Source organism: Nocardia sp. NPDC059764, from assembly GCF_042732555.1.
Taxonomy (GTDB): domain Bacteria; phylum Actinomycetota; class Actinomycetes; order Mycobacteriales; family Mycobacteriaceae; genus Nocardia.
Window position 1 is genome coordinate 1 of sequence record NZ_JBHWHH010000018.1, and the last position, 20,844, is coordinate 20,844.

The window sequence follows — 20,844 nt, forward strand, 5'->3', positions numbered from 1 at the left end:
GCCGCGTCCGGTACGGGCGCGGCCATGCTGGCTGAATGGCACAGCATCTGGCGCTGGGAGCGCAGGGGGAAGACCTGGCCGCGGACTATCTCCGCACGGCCGGGATGTCGATCGTCGCCCGCAATTGGCGATGCCGCTACGGCGAACTCGACCTCGTCGCCCGCGAGGGCGACATCACCGCCTTCGTCGAGGTCAAAACCCGCCGCAATCTGACCTGCGGTCGCCCCGAGGAGGCCGTCACCCTCCTCAAACAGCAGCGCATCCGCACCGTGGCCCGCCACTGGCTGCAGGCCCATCCCAGCCCCTTCCAGCGCATCCGCTTCGACGTCGTCTCCGTCATCCTGCGCCCCGGCCGCCCACCGGAGATCCTGCACCTGAAGGCGGCGTTCTGACATGCCCCTCGGCAGGGCCTACTCCGTCGCCGTCAGCGGCGTCGAGGGCCAACTCGTAGAAATCGAAGCCGACATAGGCCAGGGCCTCCCGTCGGTCCACCTCGTCGGCCGCCCCGACACCACCCTCCAGGAATCCCGAGACCGAGTCCGAGCAGCCGTCTCCAACACCGGCGAGAAATGGCCCGACGGCCGCGTCATCCTGGCCTTGTCGCCCGCCACCCTCCCGAAGGTGGGCAGCGTCTACGACCTCGCCCTCGCCGGCGCGGTCCTCGACGCGGCGGGAGCCATCCCCTCCAACCGCCTCGCCGAATCCGTTCTACTCGGCGAACTGGCCCTCGACGGCCGCGTCCGCCGCGTCCGAGGCATCCTCCCCGCGGTCCTCGCCGCACGAAACGCGGGCCGCCGCACCGTCATCGTCCCCGCCGCCGCCCTGCCCGAAGCGGGCCTGGTCGACGGCATCCGAGTCCTCGGCGCGGCCACCCTCCTCGAACTGCTCGACTGGCTGCGCGGCGGGGGAGAACTGACCGTCCCGGATCCGGTCCTGCCGGTAGCCGATCCACCGATCGGAGATCTCAGCGAGGTGGTGGGCCAGGACGAGGCGCGCTGGGCGCTGGAGGTGGCCGCGGCCGGTGCGCACCATCTGCTGCTGACAGGTCCGCCCGGCATCGGGAAAACCATGCTGGCGCAACGCCTTCCAGGCCTGCTGCCACCGCTGCGTGAGCGGGATTCCCTGGAGGTGACCGCGATCCATTCGGTCGCGGGCACGCTCTCCGGCGACGCACCGCTGATCACCGCGCCGCCATTCGTGGCACCCCACCACTCCTCGTCGGTCACGGCGATGATCGGCGGCGGTTCCGGTTCCGCGCGGCCGGGCGCGGTGAGCTGCGCCCATCGCGGTGTCCTGTTCCTCGACGAATGTGCGGAGCTGGGTGCCAAGGTCCTCGAAGCCTTGCGAACTCCCTTGGAGGAGGGCGAGGTTCGCATCGCGCGCAGGGACGGAGTCTCCCGCTTCCCGGCGAGATTTCAGCTCGTGTTGGCGGCCAATCCGTGTCCGTGTGCCCCCGCCCGGGATATCGACTGCATCTGTGCGCCCCTGGCTCGCCGCCGCTACCTCGGCAAACTCTCGGGCCCACTGATGGATCGCATCGACATCGCCGTGCAGATGCACGCCCAGGCCGCGGGCGCGTTCACCGGCGACGAGGTCGAGACCAGCGAGGTCGTCCGCGCCCGTGTGACCGCGGCCCGCGCGGCAGCCGCGAACAGGTGGATCGAACTCGGTATGTCCACCAACGCCGAAGTCCCCGGCCACGTTCTCCGCCAACGCTTCCGCCTCCCCCGCGAGGCCCTCGCCCCGGTCGAGAACGCTCTCCAACATGGCCGCATGTCCGCCCGCGGTGCGGACAGAGCCATCAGAGTCGCCTGGACCGTCTGCGATCTTCGTGGTGGCGACATTCCGAATGCCCAGGACGTCCTGCAAGCCTTGAGCTTCCGGCAGCGAGGTACCGCATGAGCGAGAACGACCATGGTTCCGCTGGAGTCGATGGGGGCGGGACCTGGGAGCCCGGCAACGCTGAACATGGCCGCGGCTCCGGTTGGACCGGCGTGTTGTACGGGACAGCAATGCACGAAGGCGGGTCGGTCGCGAGCGGTGATGCGGAGGAGCGGCGGTTGGCGTGGGTGTACTTGTCGCGGGTGGTGGAGGGGCCTTGTGCGGCATTGTCGGCGTTGATCGAGTCGGTAGGGGTGGTGGAGGCGGCGCGGGCGGTGCGGGAGCGGGCGTTGCCGGAGGTGTTGCGGGGGCCTACCGAGCTGCGGCGCGGGATCGAGCGGGCGGAAGCGGATCTGGCGCATATCGAGCGGTTGGGTGGGCGGGTGGTGACGCCGGAGGATGCGGAGTGGCCCGCGTGGCGAATGCTCGGGTTGCGGCAGTTGGATCCGGCACAGGACGCGGATGCGGCTGTGCCGCTGGTGTTGTGGGTGCGTGGGAGCAGGTCCCTGCTGGAGACGACCGAGCGGGCGGTCGCGGTGGTCGGGGCTCGGTGCAGTACCGGGTATGGCAATCACGCGACCGGGGAGATCGCTGGGGAGCTGGCCGCGCGGGGATGGACCGTCGTGTCCGGGGCTGCGTTCGGGATCGACGGAATGGCTCATAGAGCTGCGCTGGGAGTCGGCGGCATGACGATCGCTGTACTCGCGTGCGGTCCTGATCGCCCGTATCCGGTGCAGCACGATCATCTGCTCGCCGAGATCGCCGATCGTGGTCTGGTCGTCACCGAGTACCCGCCCGGAACATCCGCGCGCAAGCACCAGTTCCTCGCTCGCAATCGGTTGATCGCCGCCCTCGCCGACGGTGTTGTCGTGGTGGAGGCCGGGATTCGTAGTGGATCCCGGAATACCGTGAAGTGGTGCCGGAGGTTGGGGCGGCCGGCTATGGCGGTGCCGGGGCCGATCACGTCGGTGGCGTCGGTCGGGTGTCACCGGATGATTCGGGAGGGGGAGGCGTTCATCGTGACTCGGGCCGAGGACATTCTCGACGAGGCCGGGCCGTTGCGGCTGTCGCTGCCGGGTGCTGTTCCGCCGAATCCGGAGGACAACCTGTCAGGGGATGAGGCGTTGGTGCTGGCCGCGTTGCCCGCTACCGGGTCGCGGCTGCCGCGGGCGGTGGTCACCGACACCGGGCTGGCCTTGCCCACGGTGCGAGCTACGTTGTCCGCATTGGAGATCGCTGGGCTGGTCGGCTGTGATGGCCACGGGTGGTATCGGATGCGGTCGTCGGGGGCGTCGGGGACCGGGGCCATTGTCGCGGCCCATGAGCAGCATCGGTGATCAGGTCCGCCGGAATTGGTGTGGCGCGATCGCGCGGCGGGGGTGCTTGAAAAGGCGGCGGAATGCGGTCAGCGTGGGGGGATGAGTGGGTTGCCCGAGGATTTGGAGGCATTGCTGGCCGAGTACGGCCGGCATTTGCGATTGGGTCGGAATCGGTCGGCGCATACGGTGCGGGCCTATGTGGGGGATGCTCGCGGATTGCTGGAACATTTGCTGGCGCGGGCGGTGGATTCGGGTGTGGGGGAGGTGGATCTGGCCCTGCTGCGATCGTGGCTCGCGGCACAGGCGGCGGAGGGAGCGGCCCGGACCACGATGGCGCGGCGGGCGTCCTCGGCACGGACATTCACCGCGTGGCTGACGCATACGGGTCGGCTGGCGGTGGATCCGGGGCCGCGCCTCGGATCGGCGCGGGCGCATCGGGTGCTGCCGTCGGTGCTGGGGAAGGAGCAGGCCCGGGCGGCCATGGAGGCGGCGGAATCGGGTGCGGCGCAGCAGGATCCGATGGCGCTGCGGGACCGTCTGATCGTGGAGATGCTGTACGCCACCGGGATTCGCGTGAGCGAGCTGTGCGGCCTCGACATCGAGGACGTGGATCGGGAACGGCGGCTGGTGCGGGTGCTGGGCAAGGGCAACAAGGAACGGTCGGTGCCCTTCGGTGGGCCCGCCGAACAGGCCCTCGAGGCCTGGCTCCGGTTCGGCCGATCGGCCCTCGCGACGCCGGATTCGGGCCGGGCGCTGCTTGTGGGGCGCCGCGGCCGCCGCATCGACCCCCGGCAGGCGAGAACCGTGGTGCACGAGGTGGTTTCCGCGATTCCCGGCGCGCCCGACATGGGCCCGCACGGGTTCCGCCACACCGCCGCCACCCACCTGCTGGAGGGCGGCGCCGACTTGCGCGTGGTGCAGGAGATCCTCGGCCACGCCAGCATGGCCACCACCCAGCTCTACACCCACGTTTCGATCGACCGGCTCAAGAAGGTCCACGACCAGGCGCACCCGCGCGCCTGACCGGCCCGTTCGTCGGCACCCGGGAAGCGGTGGGTGATCCACGGCCTATCGGAAAGCTATCGACGACCTATCGACACCCGTGCTAGCGTTAGTTAGGTAACCCTAATTATGCACTGACCATGGAGGTGCCCTTTGGCGCGCACACGCATCACGCTGGTGGTCCAGAACGCGGTTCACCTGACCGATCACCTGATCCGGGTCCGACTGGGCGGCCCGGGCTTCATGTCCTTCCAGCCCAACGACAGCGCCGACGCCTACGTCAAGCTGATCTTCCCGGGCCCGGACGGCGACGTCATGCGCACCTACACCGTGCGCGAAGTCGACCGCGCCGCCCAGGAGATCGCCATCGACTTCGTCCATCACGGCGAGGAGGGCGTCGCCGGCCCCTGGGCGGCCACCGCCCAGCCCGGCGACACCATCGACCTGTTCGGCCCCGGTGGCGGCTACGCCCCGCGCCCCGATGCCGACTGGCACCTCCTCGCCGGCGACGAATCCGCCCTCCCCGCCATCGCCGCCGCCTGCGCGGCTCTCCCCGCCGACGCCGTAGGCCAGGTGTTCGTCGAGGTCGGCGGCCCGTCGGACGAACTCGCCTTCCCGCACCCGGAGGGCGTGGACCTCACCTGGATCCACCGCGGCGACGCTGAACCCGGCGACCGGCTGGCCGCCACCGTCCGCTCCGCACCCTGGCGAGACGGCCAGGTCCAGGTCTTCATCCACGGCGAAGCCCGTGCGGTCATGCACGACCTGCGCCCTTACATCCGCAAGGAGCGCGCCGTCCCCGCCGAATGGGCGTCCTCCATCTCCGGCTACTGGCGACGCGGCCGCACCGAAGAGGGCTTCCGTACCTGGAAATCCGAACTGGCCGAACGCGAAAAGGCCGCGCCCGCAGCCGTTTAGCCGATCGCGTCGCAGCCGGGCCGATTCGCGATGCCCCGGTGACCGGCGGCTCCCGGAGTCGCCGGATCGATCGCCGTCGGTGATGGTGCGGTGGGTGGTCTGTGCTGCGCAGGAGTCGGGTACGCACGGCAAAGCACCCGATCACCGGGTGTGCCACCCGAATTCCCGCTGGCGACACCCGGTCGCTGAGATCCGGTTTGGGGCATTTCGGCGGGTAGCGTCGAATGGCATGACGACGCCGCCCGCCGAGACCCCCGCCCTACGCGAACGCCTCCGCGCAGCACTCCCGGCCGCCATGAAGGTCCGGGACCGTCACGCCACCGCGGCCTTGCGCTCGGCGCTGGCCGCGATCGACAATGCCGAAGCCGTCGACGGTTCCGATGCGCGGGCCGGAGCGATCGAGAGCAGCGCCGTCGGCGTCGGCGCGGCCGAGCGCCCCCGCCGCGAACTGACCGAAGCCGAGGTGGCCGCCATCGTCCGCGCCGAGATCGACGAACGGCTCACCGCCGCAAGGGAATACGCCGAGTTCGAGAGTGGAGCGGATCGCGCCGCCGGTCTCCGCGCGGAGGCCGCCACCCTCGCCGCTCACCTCAAGGGTCGCCTTCAGTGATCCCGAACCGCTGACCGATCACGATCCGGTCGAGTGCGGGGGCGGTCCGCGCCGCTCAGTGGGGCTCGAGCGCGGCGATGTAGCGACCGGAGAACCAGCGTTGGACGAGGCGGACGACGGGTGCGCCGAGGCGGGCGTACCAGGGGTCGGGGTGGGAGAACGAGGCGATGACTCCGTACACGGAGTCGTCGGCGGGGTCGTATTCGACGGCGAAGAGTTCCTCGCCGTGCAACGGGTGGCCGGGCAGCGTGCCGTAGGCGAATCCGCGGCGGTTCGGTTCGTCCACGACATAGACGACACGGCAGGGCGCGGTGAAGCCGATCGGGCCGAAGCCGATGCGGACGGTGATGTCGGTGCCGGGCTGGGCCTCGGGCGTCGACGCGTTCTGGAAGACGCCGCTGCCGCGTTGCATGCGGTAGGTGAGAACCTGCACAGCGGCCTCGTCGAAAAACGCACGGCCGGAACCGATTCGGCGTCGCAACCGGAAGTGGTGGTACCCCGCCGGGAACTCGCCCGCGGTCGCGCCGACGTCGGGATAGGTGAACGGCTGCTGCGACATCGATCCATCATGGCCCGCCTCCTGACCCGGTGGACGGATCTGTGAGCGGTTTCAACCGGATCGGCGCGCGATGGATCAGGCCGAGCGGATCGACGTATGCACCGTCGCGCCGGGCGCCCCAGTGCAGGCAGGGCGAGCAGGGCGGATGCCCATCCTCGAGCACGCCGATCACGGTGCCGCGAGTCAGCCTGCGGCCCACCGCAATTGACGCGGTGACCGGCTCGTACGTGGTGCGCAACCCGCCCGGGTGATCGATGGAGACCACCGGTTTCCCGGCCACCATTCCGGCGAACACCACGATCCCGTCGCCCGCCGCCAGCACCGCCTGCCCCCGGCTTCCCGCCAGGTCGACGCCACGATGTCCGGGCAGCCAGTCGTGCTCGGGTTTGTCGAAGGCTCGCACCACGGCGGGCCGCGGCGCGAGCGGCCACCCGAACTCCCCGCCGGGAGCGGCCGATCCGGGCGCGGCCAGGACGACCGTCACCACCACCATCGCCGCGGACGAAATAGCGCGGCGAAATTCCGGATCGAAGTAGTTCGCGGACATGCGAATCAGCGTGCGCCCCGCGACTGTCGTCCAGTCCCTCCCGCCCCGCGAGTGTGGATGAAATTCAGTATTGTGAATAGAACAAGCGCAGCGTTCTGACCTGCGTCGATGGGTCCGGATCAGCCCCTGCTCCGGGCCCGATTTCGATCTGACGGAACCGCTGCGTAAACTGATTCAGCGGTTTGCGTTAACGCCGACCGACTTCGCGCGCCCACAGTGAGTGTCGCCGGCTGGTCCCCCTGATTCGTTCTCGGAGGGTTCCGGTGGCCGCGGGCGCCAGGGCAGGGATCGCCGATTCCTGTGTCAACCAGCAACGAGAGGAAGTTACGGAGCCATGGCTGTCGTAACAATGAAGCAGCTGCTCGACAGCGGCGCGCACTTCGGTCATCAGACCCGCCGGTGGAACCCGAAGATGAAGCGTTTCATCTTCACCGACCGCAACGGCATCTACATCATCGATCTGCAGCAGACGCTGACCTACATCGACAAGGCCTACGAGTTCGTCAAGGAGACCGTTGCCCACGGCGGCACCGTCCTCTTCGTCGGCACCAAGAAGCAGGCCCAGGAGTCGATCGCCTCTGAGGCGACCCGTGTCGGCATGCCCTACGTGAACCAGCGCTGGCTGGGCGGCATGCTCACCAACTTCCAGACCGTGCACAAGCGGCTGCAGCGCCTGAAGGAGCTGGAGTCGATGGAGCAGACCGGCGGTTTCGAGGGTCGCACCAAGAAGGAAATCCTCATGCTGACGCGTGAGAAGAACAAGCTGGAGCGCACCCTGGGCGGCATCCGGGACATGGCCAAGGTTCCCTCGGCCATCTGGGTTGTCGACACCAACAAGGAGCACATCGCCGTCGGCGAGGCTCGCAAGCTGAACATCCCGGTCATCGCGATCCTGGACACCAACTGCGACCCCGACCTGGTCGACTACCCGATCCCGGGTAACGACGACGCGATCCGTTCGGCCGCGCTGCTGACCAAGGTCGTCGCTTCCGCCGTCGCAGAGGGTGTGCAGGCTCGTGCCTCGCGTGCCGGTGGCGACTCGAAGCCGGAGGCCGGCGCGGGCGAGCCCCTCGCCGAGTGGGAGCAGGAGCTGCTGTCGCAGGCTGCCCCGGCCGAGGCTGCCGCCGAGGCCCCCGTGGAGACCGCTGCCGAGGCGGAGCTGAAGGAAGACCCGGCCACCAAGACCCCGGCCGACTTCTGATCCACCGCCGCCAGGCATCTGTTCACCTTGCCGACCGCTGTCGTTCGATGACGGTCGGCAAGGTGTGACCACCACAGACTTTCACTCACACAGGGAGGCTCGCCCGAGATGGCGAACTATACCGCCGCCGATGTGAAGCGGCTCCGCGAGCTCACCGGCTCCGGCATGATGGACTGCAAGAAGGCGCTCGAGGAGAACGCGGGCGACTTCGACAAGGCCGTCGAGTTCCTGCGCATCAAGGGCGCCAAGGATGTCGGCAAGCGCGCTGAGCGCGCCACCGCCGAGGGCTTGGTCGTCTCGCAGGACGGCGTCCTGATCGAGATCAACTCCGAGACCGACTTCGTGGCCAAGAACCAGGAGTTCCAGGACGTCGCGAACGCCATCGTGGCCGCCGCCGCGAAGGCCCGCCCGGCCGACCTGGACGCCCTGAAGGCCGTCGAGGTCGACGGTCAGACCGCCGACCAGGTGCTGCAGGCGCTGGCCGCCAAGATCGGCGAGAAGCTCGAGCTGCGCCGCGTCGCCGCGTTCGACGGTCAGACCACCGTCTACCTGCACAAGCGTGCCACCGACCTGCCGCCGTCCGTCGGCGTGCTGATCGAGTACACCGGCACCGACGCCGACGCCGCCCGCGCCGCCGGCATGCAGGTCGCGGCCCTCAAGGCCAAGTACCTCACCCGCGAGGACGTCCCGGCCGAGCTCGTCGCCAAGGAGCGCGAGATCGCCGAGGCGACCGCCAAGGAAGAGGGCAAGCCGGAGGCCGCGCTGCCGAAGATCGTCGAAGGCCGCGTCAACGGCTTCTACAAGGACGTCGTCCTCCTGGAGCAGGCTTCGGTCACCGACTCCAAGAAGACCGTCAAGGCCCTGCTGGACGACGCCGGTGTCACCATCACCCGCTTCGCTCGCTTCGAGGTCGGCCAGGCGTAATCGCCTGAAGCATCGAAAAGGCCCCTCGCCCATCGGTTTCCGGTGAGTGAGGGGCCTTTTTCGTGCTCGATCAGCTGCACATCCCGTGGCAGGGGTCGGTCGACGGCTTCGGGAAGAGCTGTTCCAACAGCCAGCCGACCACATTCAGAGCGCTGCTGCCGGTATCGGTGGCGATCGGGGCGGCCATCGACGGTGCCGGCGTCTCGGCCGCGGCAGGACCCGCCGCGACGGTGAGCGCGGCGGCGACCGCGAGTCCGGCGAATCCGATTCGGATCGTGGGGTTCTTGATTTTCACGAGTGGAACATATGTGAAATGCGAACGCTTGCATTTGGAAATGACTGCCCCAGCTTCCAGGGGCACGCTCAGACCGGGTCGTTGGCGCAGCCGTGACAGGGCTGTCCGCCGAGCAGGATGGTGATCGCGTCCATCACGGTGCCCATCAGGCTCGAGCTTCCGGGGGAGATGTAGGGGACGACCGGGCTGTTGGCGGAACCGGTGTAGGGGTTCCAGGATCCGGTGCCGGAGCCGGTCGTCGTGCCCGCGACGGCGGTCGGTGCGTCGGCCGGGGTGAGGGCGATCTCGGCGGAGGCTGGAGCCGCGATCGAGCCGAGGGCGGCGGCGAGAGCGAGGGCGGCCAGTCCGGTTCGGATTGTGCGGTTCTTCATGTTCACGGGCTGAAAATATTCGAAATGCCTTTGCTTCAAATGCGATTCGGGCCCCCGGATTTCCGGGGCAGTGCTTCCTGGGGCCCCTTCGGGGGAGTAGCTCCGTGGTTGCCCTCATGGTTGCCCCCAAGACTCCCGCGCGCCCGGAATGTTACGAACCGGTAGGCCGATACGAGGGTCGGCTCACGCTCGTGACCGGTCGTGAGGCAGGATGGATGGTGCTTTGTTGCCGTCCCGTGCAATTCGTCGGCCGGGATGGTCCTTTCATGTGCCTGCGCACGCTCGAACGTCTGGACAAGGAGACCGATGACGGACCCGGATACCGCCCCCGATCGCAAGGGCTATCGCCGAGTGCTCCTCAAGCTGGGTGGCGAGATGTTCGGCGGTGGCCGTGTCGGGCTTGACCCGGATGTCGTGCAGGCGGTCGCCGAGCAGATCGCGGAGGTCGTCGAGGACGGCGTCCAGGTGGCCGTGGTGATCGGCGGCGGCAACTTCTTCCGTGGCGCCGAGCTCGAGGAGCGCGGCATGGAGCGGGCCCGCTCGGATTACATGGGCATGCTCGGCACCGTCATGAATTCCCTTGCGCTGCAGGACTTCCTGCAGAAGCAGGGCATCGACACCCGGGTGCAGACCGCCATCACCATGGGTCAGGTCGCCGAGCCGTATCTGCCGCTGCGCGCCAAGCGGCACCTGGAGAAGGGCCGCGTCGTGATCTTCGGCGCCGGTATGGGCATGCCCTACTTCTCCACCGACACCACCGCCGCGCAGCGCGCCTTGGAGATCGGCGCCGAAGTGGTGCTGATGGCCAAGGCCGTGGACGGCGTCTTCACCGCGGACCCGCGGGAGGACCCCGACGCCACCATGTTCACCCAGATCACCCACAAGGAAGCGCTGGAGCGGGGCCTCAAGGTCGCCGATGCCACCGCTTTCAGCCTGTGTATGGACAACCAGATGCCGATGCTGGTGTTCAATTTGTTGACCAAGGGAAATATCGCCCGCGCCGTCGCCGGTGAGAAGATCGGCACCCTGGTCCGGTCGTGACCGACGACGAGAACCATGACGCAGTGGAGGAAACGCCGTGATTGAAGAAGCGCTCTTCGACGCCGAGGAAAAGTTCGAGAAGGCCGTCTCGGTGGTGAAGGACGACCTGGCCTCGATCCGGACCGGTCGCGCGAATCCTGGTATGTTCGCGCGGATCGTGGTCGAGTACTACGGCTCGATGACGCCGATCACCCAGATCTCCTCGATCACCGTGCCCGAGCCGCGCATGGTCGTGATCAAGCCGTACGAGCAGGCGCAGATGCAGCCGATCGAGACCGCGATCCGCAATTCGGATCTCGGGGTGAACCCCACCAACAACGGTGACATCATCCGGGTCTCGATCCCGCAGCTCACCGAGGAGCGGCGCCGGGAAATGGTCAAGCTGGCCAAGTCCAAGGGCGAGGACGCGAAGATCTCGATCCGCAACGTGCGCCGTAAGGCCATGGAAGAGCTGGGCCGCATCCAGAAAGACGGCGAGGCGGGCGAGGACGAGGTCGGTCGCGCCGAGAAGGAACTCGACAAGACCACGCAGAAGTACGTCGCGCAGATCGACGAGCTGGTGAAGCACAAAGAAGGCGAACTGCTCGAGGTCTAGGACGGCCGAGCTTCGGCCGGGGGTAGGGAACGGACGACAAGTGAGCGACGGGACAATCGTGGCCGAAGAGACTGCCTCCACCGGCGAGCTGCCGGAGGAAGCCACCGCATCGCCGGCCGAGCCGCCGGCCGCGAATTCGGCCACGCCGGACAATGCGGGCGGGGCCGCCTCGGATGGGAAGCCGAGCGCGCCCGCGTCGAAGGCGGGCCGCAACCTGCCCGCGGCGCTGGGGGTCGGATTCGGGCTGGGGTTGTCCCTGATCGCGATCCTGCTGTGGGCTCCAAAGGTGCTCGTCGGTGTGATCGCGGTCGCGGTCGCGGTGGCCACCTGGGAGGTGACCAAGCGGCTGCGTGAGGCCGACGTGCTGGTGCCCCGGATCCCGCTGCTGATCGGCGGGCAGGCGGTGGTGTGGCTGGCCTGGCCGGTCGGGCCGCAGGGTGTGCTGGGTGCGTTCGGCGCGACGGCGCTCACCCTCATGGTGTGGCGGCTGTTCGACCACGGCCTGACGGCCACCCCGCGAAACTACTTGCGCGACACCGCGATCTCGGTGTTCACGCTCACCTGGATTCCGCTGCTGGCCTCGTTCGCGGTGCTGATGCTGTCCGAGGACCAGGGCAACCTGCGGGTGCTGTCCTTCATGATCCTTGTCGTCTGCTCCGACGTGGGCGGCTACGTGGCGGGCGTGCTGTTCGGCAAGCACCCGATGGTGCCGCATATCAGCCCGAAGAAGTCCTGGGAGGGCTTCGGCGGTTCGCTGGTGTTCTGCGTGATCGGCGGTCTGCTGACGGTGACGCTGCTGCTCCAGGCGAATTCGATGATCGGTGTGCTGCTGGGCGTCGGGCTGGTGCTGGTGGCGACCAGCGGCGACCTGATCGAATCGCAGGTGAAGCGGGAGCTGGGCATCAAGGACATGGGCACCCTGCTGCCCGGGCACGGCGGGATCATGGATCGGCTCGACTCCATGCTGCCGTCGGCTTTCGTGGCGTGGCTGGTGCTGACCGCCCTGCTCTGACGGGTCGCGTGGCCGCCGACCAGCCCCGTATGTGACGAGCGCATCGCACCCCGCGGCTCCGAACGCGTGTTTCGGATGGAACACTGGAAGGGTTATGACTACCCCGTTGCCCCTCGTTTTCGACGCCCCTCGCCGCGGTATGCCGCCGCGGCATCTCGCCGACCTCGATTCGGGGGAGCGCAAGGCGGTGGTTGAGGAGCTCGGCCTCCCCAAGTTCCGCGCCGACCAGATCGCGCGCCAGTACTACGGCCGCCTGGTCGCCGATCCGGATCAGATGACCGATCTGCCCGAGGCGATGCGGTCCCAGGTCGCGGAGGCGCTGTTCCCGCAGCTGCTGACCGAGATCCGGCACATCGAATGCGATGACGGCACCACCCGCAAGTCGCTGTGGCGCGCCAATGACGGCACCCTGCTCGAGTCGGTGCTCATGCGCTACCCCGACCGCAACACCCTGTGCATCTCGTCGCAGGCGGGTTGCGGCATGGCGTGCCCGTTCTGCGCCACCGGTCAGGGTGGTCTGAACCGCAACCTGTCCACCGCCGAGATCGTCGATCAGGTCCGGGCCGCCGCGGCCGCCCTGCGCGACGGCGAGGTCGCCGGTGGACCCGGCCGCCTGTCCAACATCGTGTTCATGGGCATGGGCGAACCCCTGGCCAACTACAAGCGCGTGGTGAACGCGGTCCGCCGCATCACGTCTCCGTCGCCGGAGGGCTTCGGCATCTCGCAGCGCTCGGTGACGGTCTCCACCGTCGGTCTGGCCCCCGCCATCCGCAAGCTCGCCGACGAGGACATGTCGGTGCGACTCGCTGTCTCCCTGCACACTCCCGACGACGAGCTGCGAGACACCTTGGTGCCGGTCAACAATCGCTGGCCGGTCGCCGAAGTCCTCGACGCCGCACGCTATTACGCGGACAAGTCGGGTCGCCGGGTGTCGATCGAGTACGCCTTGATCCGCGACATCAACGACCAGGGCTGGCGCGCCGACATGCTCGGCAAGAAGCTGCACAAGGCCCTCGGCCCCCTGGTCCATGTCAACCTGATCCCGCTCAACCCGACCCCGGGCAGCAAATGGGACGCGTCCCCGAAGCCGGTCCAGGACGAGTTCGTCCGGCGTGTCCAGGCGCAGGGCGTCACCTGCACCGTCCGTGACACCCGCGGCCAGGAGATCGCCGCCGCCTGTGGCCAGCTCGCCGCGGAAGGCTGACCACACGTCGGTGTGATGACGCTCGTGGTGAACGGGCGTGCGGCGGGTGGCGATCGGCGGACCGGGCCAATCTGGCCGCCAACGTCGCGAAGAACACGTGAGAGCAGATCGTCACCTGCTGCGGCCATTTCCCCGACGGCGCCGAGAATTTCACCCGACGCGATCTGTCCACCGAGACCCGCGGCGAGTGGTATCTCCGGCAGTTTCTCGGAAGCGCGAACTTCCCGTCCGGTCCGGTCGGGAGAATCTTGACCGGGTCATTGGGATATCAGATCGAACACCACTTGTTCCCGGACGTGCCGAGCAACCGCCTGCCGGATGTCGCCCGGCAAGTCCGGGAACTCGCCGAACAGTACGGGCTGCCCTACACCTGCCGAAGCATCGTGGTGCAGTATCTGCTTACTCTGCGCACCATCCTGAAACTGTCCTTGCCGGACCGAATTCTCGGGCTCGATGCCGAGAGCGTAACGGGATGAATCGGATATTTCGGATTCGCTTCGGGCGCAAAGGTTCTTGACCTAGCGTTTGCTTCATGTTGCAGCAACCGCTCGTAGGACATGTGAACGAAGCCGATATCCCCTGGGTGTGGGCGGGTGACGTCGGCCTGCAGCTGCTGCGGGTGTCGCCGTCGGGGTTCGTGCTGCGCAATCGGTTCAAGGCCGGGTTCAGCCTGCCCACGCACAAGCACACCGGTGCGGTGAACGCGTACACCTTCTCCGGGGACTGGTTCTACGCCGAGCAGGGCATCCACTACACCGCCGGGACGTTCATCCACGAGCCCGCCGGGTCCGTCCACACCCTCACCGTCGCCGAGGACTCCGATGTCCTGTTCATCGTCGAGGGCGCGTTCATCGACCTCGACGCCGACGGCAATGTGGCGGGTGTCGTCGATTCGAAGACCATCCAGGACGCCTACTTCGCGCTCTGCGATGTCGCCGGTATCGCCCGCCCGACCGGAATTCTCGAATAGCGTCGCCACCGGCGGTCTTGTTGCCCGAAGGTAGCCATGCGATCGATTCGCTGTCGCCGGGCGTCCTGTGGTTCCTACACTGGATCGAAGGCGGATGCTTGCCGGGCGTCCGATCGGCCGAGGAGCGCATGATGCCAATGCCGCAGCTCACGACCATTTCTTCCTTCGTCATCGTCATCGACGGCCTCCAGATCGCGTCCTTCGCGGAACTGGGCGGCATCGTGTCGGAAATCGAACCGGTGGCCTACCTCGAAGGCGGTGGCGGCGGTCCGATCCAACTGCCCGGAAGGGTCAAGCCGCCCCAGGTCACGCTGTGTCGAGGCCGCACCGGCACCGCCGACCTGTGGGCCTGGCACCAGTCGGCGCGCAATGGCCAGATGGCCGTGGCGCGCCGCGACTGCACCCTGACGATGTACGACGGCGAGGGCACCCCGGTTCCGAGCTACCTGCTCGAGCACGCGTGGCCGTCCAAGATCGAGGTCTCCGCTCTGCGGGACGGCCCCGGTGAAATGCTGTACAACAGCGTCACATTGGTCTGCGAGAACCTTCAGCACATGGCCGCCTGACGCGGTCAGAGGGTGGCGATCATCTGCTGCGCGGTGGCGGCGTGGCCGTACTGGTTCGGATGGAATTGCGCGCCTTCGCCATTGTCGACGGAGGTGCCGTTGACCCAGCGGTCCGGAACGGCTTCGCAGACATCGTGGCCGTCGTACAGCTCGTAGGTGCTGAAGTAGGCGGTGCCGGGCTGCGAGCTCAGCATGGTGTTGAGACCGCCGATCACGCCGTCCCGAATCCAGTCGACATCGGCGGCGAGCACCGGTTGGCGGCCCGCGCACAGAGATGCGTTGTCGGGCAGGATCTTCGGATACCCGACCAGCACGATGCGAGCCTGCGGCGCCTGCGTCCGAATGGCGGCGAGCAACTGGGCGAGCTTGGCCGCGGTCATCGACAGCCGCCCCGGCATCGCCGCCGCGTACTTGTTCTTGCAGCCCGCCACCAGCTCGGCGACCGCCCCGGCACTGCCGCTGGCGCTACCCGTGGCGAGACTCCCTGTCCCGCTACCCGTTCCGATCGTGCCCGCGAGCACACAATCCTTCACCAACTGCCCGAACCCGACATCATTGCCGCCGACCCCCAGCGTGACCAGGGTCGTGTCCGAGGTGACAGCCGACAGCTGGGTACTGGTCACCGAGTCGATGGTCGCGCCACCGCAGGTGACATCCGTGAGCGCATACCCGCGCTGCGCCGCGAACAGATGCGCGTAATTGCGATCCGACCGCGAACAGGTCTTATCGAGAATGTTCGAGATACCCACCCCCGCCGCATACGAATCGCCGAGCGCCACATACTTTCCGCTGTCGGCACTGGCCGGGGTGATGCCGGTCAGGCCGGCGGCAGCGATCATCGCAATTGCGGACAGGCAATGTTTCAGTTTCACGAGAGGGTCCTGGTGGTGCGGCGGGGATGGGATCCCGCCGACCCTAGAAGATGGCCTACCACCCAGTAGGTCAGTTTGCGCGATCGTTATCGAGCAATGTGGCCCCACGGTCACAACGAGACTCGTGCCCTCGACCCTGCTCCAGACGCAAGCGTCAGAGCGCCCGCCAACTCCAGGGCTTCGGCACCAGCCCGCGGAGGTGGACGATCTGGCATCTGGCATCTGGGATCAAATTCCACCAGATGCTTGATGGAGGCACGAGGCAGGATCTGCAACTCATCCCGAATGCCTTGGGAATGAATCACTTTCGCCTGAATCGCCGCCTGCGAACCGAGCTCGGCCGCTTCTCTCATCTCACGAGCCAAGACCTTGATCGCCTGCCCGGACCGCCACCGCCGCCGGCCAGCTGCGCCACCTCCTCGCGACGCAAGCCCGGGGTGTGCCGGCCCGCGCCCGTGGGCAGGCCGACATCCTCCGGGCGGATGCGCGCCCGCCGCGACTTCAGGAAGGTCGATATCTCCTCGCGTCGGGCCTTGCGCACCGACCGCGAATTGCTATTGCGCACAGCCGCATCGGTGACCATATGCCGGAATATCAGCGGCGGGCTCAGGGCGGGGGGTGCCCCATAATCGCCTCGTAAACCCATGCGGCCGCATCGGATTCCGAGTCGAATCGCGCTCGCACGTCGTATTCTCCGCGTTCGAATACCCCGACCTCCCAGTCGCCGCTTGGTCCCGGCCGCATAAACCAGAAGTCGGTCGGCAACGGGTCATAGGAATGGATGCCGACAATCTGAAACCAATGCGGAGGCTTTCCGGCGTCGAGCAGTGCGGCAACGAGTTGCTTGCGATCCATGTCAGTTGGGGATTTCTTCGACCAGCAGGTGGTTGTCGATCATCCATTGGACGCTCGCATGTGCGCCGTCCGCTCCTTCTGGGAACGGCTGAAAACTGGTGTCCAAGACGTATTGCTTGCCATAACCGGGTTGCTCGAACCATGGCTGGGCCGGTCCGGCCTGGACCCTGAACGTCGCGAGCACGCAATACACGTGATAATTGGCCTGCGGAGTCATCGGGTACGTAGTGAGGTTCGCCGGCGGTATCGCTCGCTGACTGAAGGGCGTGCCCACCGGTGACAGGAACTTCCCGCTCGGATTACCGAACCGATCGACGCGCGTGCCGGGTAGCAAAACCTCCGTATGCGCCGCCGTGTTGTCGGCTACGATCACGAAGCCATCATCCGGTGGATAAATCCAACCAGAATCGTCCGGCTTGCGGTACTTCGCTACGAACTGGTCTTCGGAAAGGTTTCCGAGGCGTTGATATCCCACCAGTAACGGAGATACCGGCGGGGTCTGCGGCAATGGCTCAGGCCCCAGGTATTTACGACTTGGATCGAACCAAGTCTCCGTGGGCGGCGCCCAGGGTGGTGTACCGGGATGGCACGGCTCCGCCGAGCCGGATGCGGAACCGGAGCCTGGTAGCGCCTGCACCGTGATCGGGGGCCCGACCAGCAGGAGTAGCGAGGCGAAGAAAGTGGTCAGCAGAGATCGGTATCGCACAGCACCTCCGTAGCGGAAAGTAGATGTGGCGCAATGAGCATACGGAACCGCTGCGAATCCAACCTCATCCGGAAATGTGTATCGCTGATATCGGCCACGGAGCTTGGAACCTTTTCCGAGTAGCGGCGTGTCGCCACGGTCGAATGGCGCGGTCGTATTCGACGCACAGCAGTATCAGTGCGGCGGCAGTGATTTGGGCCGATTCGCCAGAGAAGTGGAACGTCAATATTTGCTATTGGCGCGAGATCACGACCGGGGCGGATCACCGCAATCGCGCTGCCCAGCACATGGGGTCCCGAGCGCTGATTCTTATCACGCCACAGCACGCGACGATCATTCAAGGAATGTGTAACAAATATGCCACCCCGGCGAGCTCGGCGACCTCGACGACACCGGCACGATCCGGGCCGCCACGGAAGGCGCGTGCGGCGTGTTCATGATGCTGACCATGATGAAAGGCGTCCACATCACCACGGAAGGCATTGCGGCCGAACAGCGCCGAGGCCGGCTGGCCGAGGAGCTCGGTATCGAGCACTTCGTGTACAGCTCGCTGCGCGGTGCGGGCCAGGATACCGGCGTCGAGTACTACGCGGCGAGGACGGCCATCGAGGGGTACATTCACGAACTCGAACTGCCTGCGACCATCCTGCGGCCCACCTTCTTGGACAACCTCAACGGCTTCACCCGGCCGATGCTCGACGAGAGCGGCATGCTGCAGAGCTCAATCTCGCGGTGCGCGGGGACATTCCGGTCTCGCTGATCTCGACGCGGGACATTGGCGCCATCGCCTTCAACCGGCCCCGGGAATTCCTCGGCCGCACCGGACGCGGTCGCTCTTTCCGTGTGCGCTCACGCCAGACCTCCCGTATCGGCGAGTCGGTCGACCGACTCTAACCGGATCCAGTTGCGGTGCAAGGTGACTCGAAGCGATTCGGTGACCGTGATCGGGGTCCGAGCGGATGGATCGAGTCGGGGGTGCGAAGTTCTGGTACTGCCGCGGAGTCGCCGCACCGCGGCGCAGCCTGGATGGCATGAACGCACAACGAAGCCGAATGGACTCGGCGACACGGCCGTTGAAGCGGGCCGCCGCGGCGGCGCGGCTGGATATCGCGGTCACCGATCTGCCGGAGCTGGGTGGTGGCTGGACCGTGGGGGAGGTGTGGCGGCTACGGCGGGAACGGCCGGACTGGCTCGACGACGCGCGGCGGCGGTTCGCCGGGCGCGGTCCGCGCGGGCGGGCCCAGGTACGCGGGAATCGCCTCGGTCCCACCGGCGGGCGGTGATCCGGGTGACGGATCGGTGTGATCGGCTGGCCGCTCGATTTGGCCTGCCGAGTGTGGCCGGTGTGATTGGCGGGTGTGATCAACGCAGGGGAATGTCGGACAAAACGGTCATGTGGTGTGACTAGAGTGAACGCGCTGGAAATGGTGCTAGGCAGGGATTGCGGGTGTGACTGAACCTCTACGTGAGGCGCATGAGCGGGCCAGTTGGGCGGAGTTGTTCTTCGACCTGGTGTTGGTGTTCGCGGTGACGCAGGCCGCGCATGTGGCGGTGGCCGGGGAGAGCTGGGGAGCCGTCGGGCAGACGGTGTTGCTGCTGGCGATCATGTGGTGGTCGTGGGTGGGGACGACGCTGTCGGTGCACGGGGTCGAGGACTCGAATCGGCAGCGGCTCTTCCTGTTCGCGTGCGGGCTGTGCATGTTCGTGATCGCCATCGCCGCGCCGCACGCGTTCCTCGGGCGCGCGCTGCCGCTGATCCTGGCGGTCGCGCATCTGGTCCTGCGGCTGCTGCTGTGGGCCGAGATGCGGCGCAAGCGGGCGTTCTCGGAGGCGGGCGTGTTCGGCAGCTGGGTCAATCCGTTCACGATCACCCTGGTCGCGGCGGTGCTGCTGGTGATCGCGGCGCTGGCTCCGCAGGGCGGGGCGCGCAACGCGCTCTGGATCGTCGCGGTGCTGCTGGCTTTCGGCGGGCCGGCGCTGCTGGCGCGGCGGATGGAGTCGGTGCAGTTCGGCGCGACGCATCTGCCGGAGCGGTTCGCCACCTTCGTCATCATCGCGCTCGGCGAGACGGTCGCGGCGGTGGGTTCGGAAGCGGCGGAAGCGCATCTGGGCGTGATGTCGTGGATCGCGGTGGGGCTGATCTTCGTGCTCGGCTGCGGCCTGTGGTGGCTGTACTTCGCCTACGGGTTCTCCGCGGTCGAGCATTCGTTGCGCACCAACCAGGTTCGCGGCACCGTGGTGCGGGATGTGCTCAGCTACGGCCACATTCTGCTGGTGATCGGCTTGGTCGGGGTGGCGGTCGGCGCGCGCAGCATGGTCGAGCATCCGACCGGGACCGCCCACGGCGTCAACGCCTTCCTGCTGCCGATCGGCGCGACCCTCTACGTGTCGACCTTCCTGTTCACCCGCTGGCGCATGTTCGGCGCGGCCACCCTCGGCCGGTTCATCGCCGCACTGGTGCTGGCGGCGCTGACCCTCGCCTCGACGCTGCTGCCGGAGATCATGACGCTGGCCGCGGTGACCGCGGTCCTGGTCGGCCTGAATGCGTGGGAGCACTGGGTGGTCTCGACCGGACGCCCCCTGCTGCTGATGACCCGCTGAGCCGGACCGGAACCGACGCTGAGCCACCCGAAAATCGTTGCGCACGCCCGGATCGTGCGACCGGCCCCGTGGGTGACCGGCCCCGTCGGTACCGTGGCGGACATGAATTCGCTGATGCACCGGATCCTGGATATCGCGCCGGTCTGGGTGTACCTCGTCGTCGCGCTGCTGGTGTTCGCCGAGGACGCGATCTTCGTCGGCTTCGTCATTCCCGGCGAGACGGCCGCGGTGCTCGGCGGCGTCGCCGCCAGTCAGGGCCACGTGCAGCTGTGGCTGATGATCGTGCTCGTGATCGCCGCCGCGATCATCGGCGACAGCGTCGGCTACGAGGTCGGCAAACAGGTGGGCCCGAAGCTGTTGCAGGCCTCGATCCTGGACCGCCACCGCGGCCGCCTGGACAGCGCCCAGGACTATCTGGCCCGCCGCGGCGGCTGGGCGGTGTTCCTGGGCCGGTTCACCGCCTTCTTCCGGGCCATGATGCCCGCGCTGGCGGGCACCTCCCGGATGCCGTATCGCCGCTTCCTGGTCTTCAACGCGGTCGGCGGAATCGTGTGGGGCGCAATCTTCGTGGTGCTCGGCTTCGTCGCGGGACAGTCCTACGAGGCGGTGGCCAAGACGGTCGGCCGGGATCTGGCCTTGGGCGCGGCCGCGGTGGTGGTGGTCGCGCTGATCGTGTGGAAGTTGCGCGAACGCCGCCGCGAGCGCTCGTTCGAGGCCGACTACGAGGTCTCCCATGCGAGCCCGATGACCCCCGAGACCGACTGATTCCCAGCGATCTCCCAGGGAACGCCGCGA

The 20,844-nt window shown here is 67.6% G+C and carries 26 protein-coding genes and 1 pseudogene; 19 read left to right on the forward strand and 8 right to left on the reverse strand.

The window, feature by feature from the left end:
* Window positions 1–35 precede the first annotated feature (35 nt).
* The 6 genes from ACFV4K_RS06060 (at window position 36) to ACFV4K_RS06085 (ending at window position 5,730) form a co-directional block, all read left to right on the forward strand.
* Window positions 36–392, forward strand: a complete 357-nt coding sequence (locus ACFV4K_RS06060) for a YraN family protein (RefSeq protein ID WP_379272465.1) — start codon at window positions 36–38, stop codon at window positions 390–392.
* Window position 393: 1 nt separating this feature from the next.
* A complete protein-coding gene (locus ACFV4K_RS06065) occupies window positions 394–1,902 on the forward strand; it encodes a YifB family Mg chelatase-like AAA ATPase (RefSeq protein ID WP_379272467.1) in 1,509 nt (502 codons plus the stop codon).
* A 110-nt stretch (window positions 1,903–2,012) separates the two neighbouring features.
* Entirely contained in the window at window positions 2,013–3,218 is a 1,206-nt protein-coding gene (gene dprA / locus ACFV4K_RS06070; protein ID WP_379272469.1) for a DNA-processing protein DprA, read from the forward strand.
* 81 nt (window positions 3,219–3,299) lie between these two features.
* A complete protein-coding gene (locus ACFV4K_RS06075) occupies window positions 3,300–4,223 on the forward strand; it encodes a tyrosine recombinase XerC (protein WP_379272471.1) in 924 nt (307 codons plus the stop codon).
* A 132-nt stretch (window positions 4,224–4,355) separates the two neighbouring features.
* On the forward strand, window positions 4,356–5,120 hold the full coding sequence (locus tag ACFV4K_RS06080) for a siderophore-interacting protein (RefSeq protein ID WP_379272472.1): 765 nt from the start codon (window positions 4,356–4,358) through the stop codon (window positions 5,118–5,120).
* A 229-nt stretch (window positions 5,121–5,349) separates the two neighbouring features.
* Window positions 5,350–5,730 carry a hypothetical protein gene (locus tag ACFV4K_RS06085; protein WP_379272474.1) on the forward strand — a complete coding sequence of 127 codons (381 nt, stop codon included), beginning with the start codon at window positions 5,350–5,352 and terminating at the stop codon, window positions 5,728–5,730.
* Window positions 5,731–5,785: 55 nt separating this feature from the next.
* Here the strand turns inward: ACFV4K_RS06085 and ACFV4K_RS06090 are convergent, their stop codons facing one another.
* Both ACFV4K_RS06090 and ACFV4K_RS06095 read right to left on the reverse strand, forming a co-directional pair.
* Complete coding sequence (locus ACFV4K_RS06090; protein ID WP_379272475.1) at window positions 5,786–6,289, reverse strand: DUF1990 family protein; 504 nt, start codon at window positions 6,287–6,289, stop codon at window positions 5,786–5,788.
* Between the two features lie 7 nt (window positions 6,290–6,296).
* The gene (locus ACFV4K_RS06095; protein ID WP_379272539.1) at window positions 6,297–6,782 is read right to left on the reverse strand and encodes a M23 family metallopeptidase; all 486 of its coding nucleotides are present in this window, start codon (window positions 6,780–6,782) and stop codon (window positions 6,297–6,299) included.
* Between the two features lie 388 nt (window positions 6,783–7,170).
* On the opposite strand from ACFV4K_RS06095, the gene rpsB reads away from it, so the two are divergent.
* Complete coding sequence (rpsB, locus tag ACFV4K_RS06100) at window positions 7,171–8,037, forward strand: 30S ribosomal protein S2 (RefSeq protein ID WP_357281558.1); 867 nt, start codon at window positions 7,171–7,173, stop codon at window positions 8,035–8,037.
* 108 nt (window positions 8,038–8,145) lie between these two features.
* Window positions 8,146–8,961, forward strand: coding sequence for a translation elongation factor Ts (gene tsf / locus ACFV4K_RS06105; RefSeq protein WP_379272477.1), 816 nt, complete (start codon window positions 8,146–8,148; stop codon window positions 8,959–8,961).
* Between the two features lie 70 nt (window positions 8,962–9,031).
* Here the strand turns inward: tsf and ACFV4K_RS06110 are convergent, their stop codons facing one another.
* Together ACFV4K_RS06110 and ACFV4K_RS06115 are read right to left on the reverse strand one after the other, a co-directional pair.
* On the reverse strand, window positions 9,032–9,256 hold the full coding sequence (locus ACFV4K_RS06110; RefSeq protein WP_379272479.1) for a hypothetical protein: 225 nt from the start codon (window positions 9,254–9,256) through the stop codon (window positions 9,032–9,034).
* 68 nt (window positions 9,257–9,324) lie between these two features.
* The gene (locus ACFV4K_RS06115; protein WP_379272480.1) at window positions 9,325–9,627 is read right to left on the reverse strand and encodes a hypothetical protein; all 303 of its coding nucleotides are present in this window, start codon (window positions 9,625–9,627) and stop codon (window positions 9,325–9,327) included.
* Between the two features lie 306 nt (window positions 9,628–9,933).
* Between ACFV4K_RS06115 and pyrH the strand changes: the two genes are divergently transcribed.
* From pyrH to ACFV4K_RS06150, 7 genes are all read left to right on the forward strand, one after another.
* On the forward strand, window positions 9,934–10,668 hold the full coding sequence (pyrH, locus tag ACFV4K_RS06120; protein WP_357092686.1) for a UMP kinase: 735 nt from the start codon (window positions 9,934–9,936) through the stop codon (window positions 10,666–10,668).
* 37 nt (window positions 10,669–10,705) lie between these two features.
* The gene (frr, locus tag ACFV4K_RS06125; protein WP_213556998.1) at window positions 10,706–11,263 is read left to right on the forward strand and encodes a ribosome recycling factor; all 558 of its coding nucleotides are present in this window, start codon (window positions 10,706–10,708) and stop codon (window positions 11,261–11,263) included.
* A 40-nt stretch (window positions 11,264–11,303) separates the two neighbouring features.
* Window positions 11,304–12,275, forward strand: coding sequence for a phosphatidate cytidylyltransferase (locus tag ACFV4K_RS06130; RefSeq protein ID WP_379272482.1), 972 nt, complete (start codon window positions 11,304–11,306; stop codon window positions 12,273–12,275).
* A gap of 94 nt (window positions 12,276–12,369) precedes the next feature.
* Window positions 12,370–13,479, forward strand: coding sequence for a 23S rRNA (adenine(2503)-C(2))-methyltransferase RlmN (gene rlmN / locus ACFV4K_RS06135; protein WP_379272483.1), 1,110 nt, complete (start codon window positions 12,370–12,372; stop codon window positions 13,477–13,479).
* Window positions 13,480–13,586: 107 nt separating this feature from the next.
* Entirely contained in the window at window positions 13,587–13,955 is a 369-nt protein-coding gene (locus ACFV4K_RS06140) for a fatty acid desaturase family protein (protein ID WP_379272541.1), read from the forward strand.
* Between the two features lie 56 nt (window positions 13,956–14,011).
* Window positions 14,012–14,449, forward strand: a complete 438-nt coding sequence (locus ACFV4K_RS06145; protein WP_357092696.1) for a 2,4'-dihydroxyacetophenone dioxygenase family protein — start codon at window positions 14,012–14,014, stop codon at window positions 14,447–14,449.
* 137 nt (window positions 14,450–14,586) lie between these two features.
* Window positions 14,587–15,015: a phage tail protein gene (locus ACFV4K_RS06150; RefSeq protein ID WP_357099562.1), complete on the forward strand. Its 429-nt coding sequence runs from the start codon at window positions 14,587–14,589 to the stop codon at window positions 15,013–15,015.
* Between the two features lie 5 nt (window positions 15,016–15,020).
* Here ACFV4K_RS06150 and ACFV4K_RS06155 read toward each other — a convergent pair whose 3' ends face one another.
* The 4 genes and pseudogenes from ACFV4K_RS06155 to ACFV4K_RS06170 form a co-directional block, all read right to left on the reverse strand.
* Window positions 15,021–15,854: an SGNH/GDSL hydrolase family protein gene (locus ACFV4K_RS06155; protein ID WP_379272485.1), complete on the reverse strand. Its 834-nt coding sequence runs from the start codon at window positions 15,852–15,854 to the stop codon at window positions 15,021–15,023.
* 430 nt (window positions 15,855–16,284) lie between these two features.
* Window positions 16,285–16,470: pseudogene (locus ACFV4K_RS06160) on the reverse strand (hypothetical protein); the annotation flags it as partial.
* 23 nt (window positions 16,471–16,493) lie between these two features.
* Entirely contained in the window at window positions 16,494–16,742 is a 249-nt protein-coding gene (locus ACFV4K_RS06165) for a hypothetical protein (protein WP_379272486.1), read from the reverse strand.
* Window position 16,743: 1 nt separating this feature from the next.
* A complete protein-coding gene (locus ACFV4K_RS06170; RefSeq protein WP_379272487.1) occupies window positions 16,744–17,448 on the reverse strand; it encodes a TNT domain-containing protein in 705 nt (234 codons plus the stop codon).
* A gap of 436 nt (window positions 17,449–17,884) precedes the next feature.
* On the opposite strand from ACFV4K_RS06170, the gene ACFV4K_RS06175 reads away from it, so the two are divergent.
* The 4 genes from ACFV4K_RS06175 (at window position 17,885) to ACFV4K_RS06190 (ending at window position 20,814) form a co-directional block, all read left to right on the forward strand.
* Complete coding sequence (locus tag ACFV4K_RS06175) at window positions 17,885–18,208, forward strand: NmrA family NAD(P)-binding protein (protein WP_379272488.1); 324 nt, start codon at window positions 17,885–17,887, stop codon at window positions 18,206–18,208.
* 271 nt (window positions 18,209–18,479) lie between these two features.
* Window positions 18,480–18,731, forward strand: coding sequence for a hypothetical protein (locus ACFV4K_RS06180; RefSeq protein WP_379272489.1), 252 nt, complete (start codon window positions 18,480–18,482; stop codon window positions 18,729–18,731).
* Window positions 18,732–18,897: 166 nt separating this feature from the next.
* On the forward strand, window positions 18,898–20,049 hold the full coding sequence (locus ACFV4K_RS06185) for a low temperature requirement protein A (protein WP_379272491.1): 1,152 nt from the start codon (window positions 18,898–18,900) through the stop codon (window positions 20,047–20,049).
* A 102-nt stretch (window positions 20,050–20,151) separates the two neighbouring features.
* Window positions 20,152–20,814 (forward strand): DedA family protein, encoded by a 663-nt coding sequence (locus tag ACFV4K_RS06190; RefSeq protein ID WP_379272492.1) that lies wholly within the window; start codon window positions 20,152–20,154, stop codon window positions 20,812–20,814.
* Window positions 20,815–20,844 lie beyond the last annotated feature (30 nt).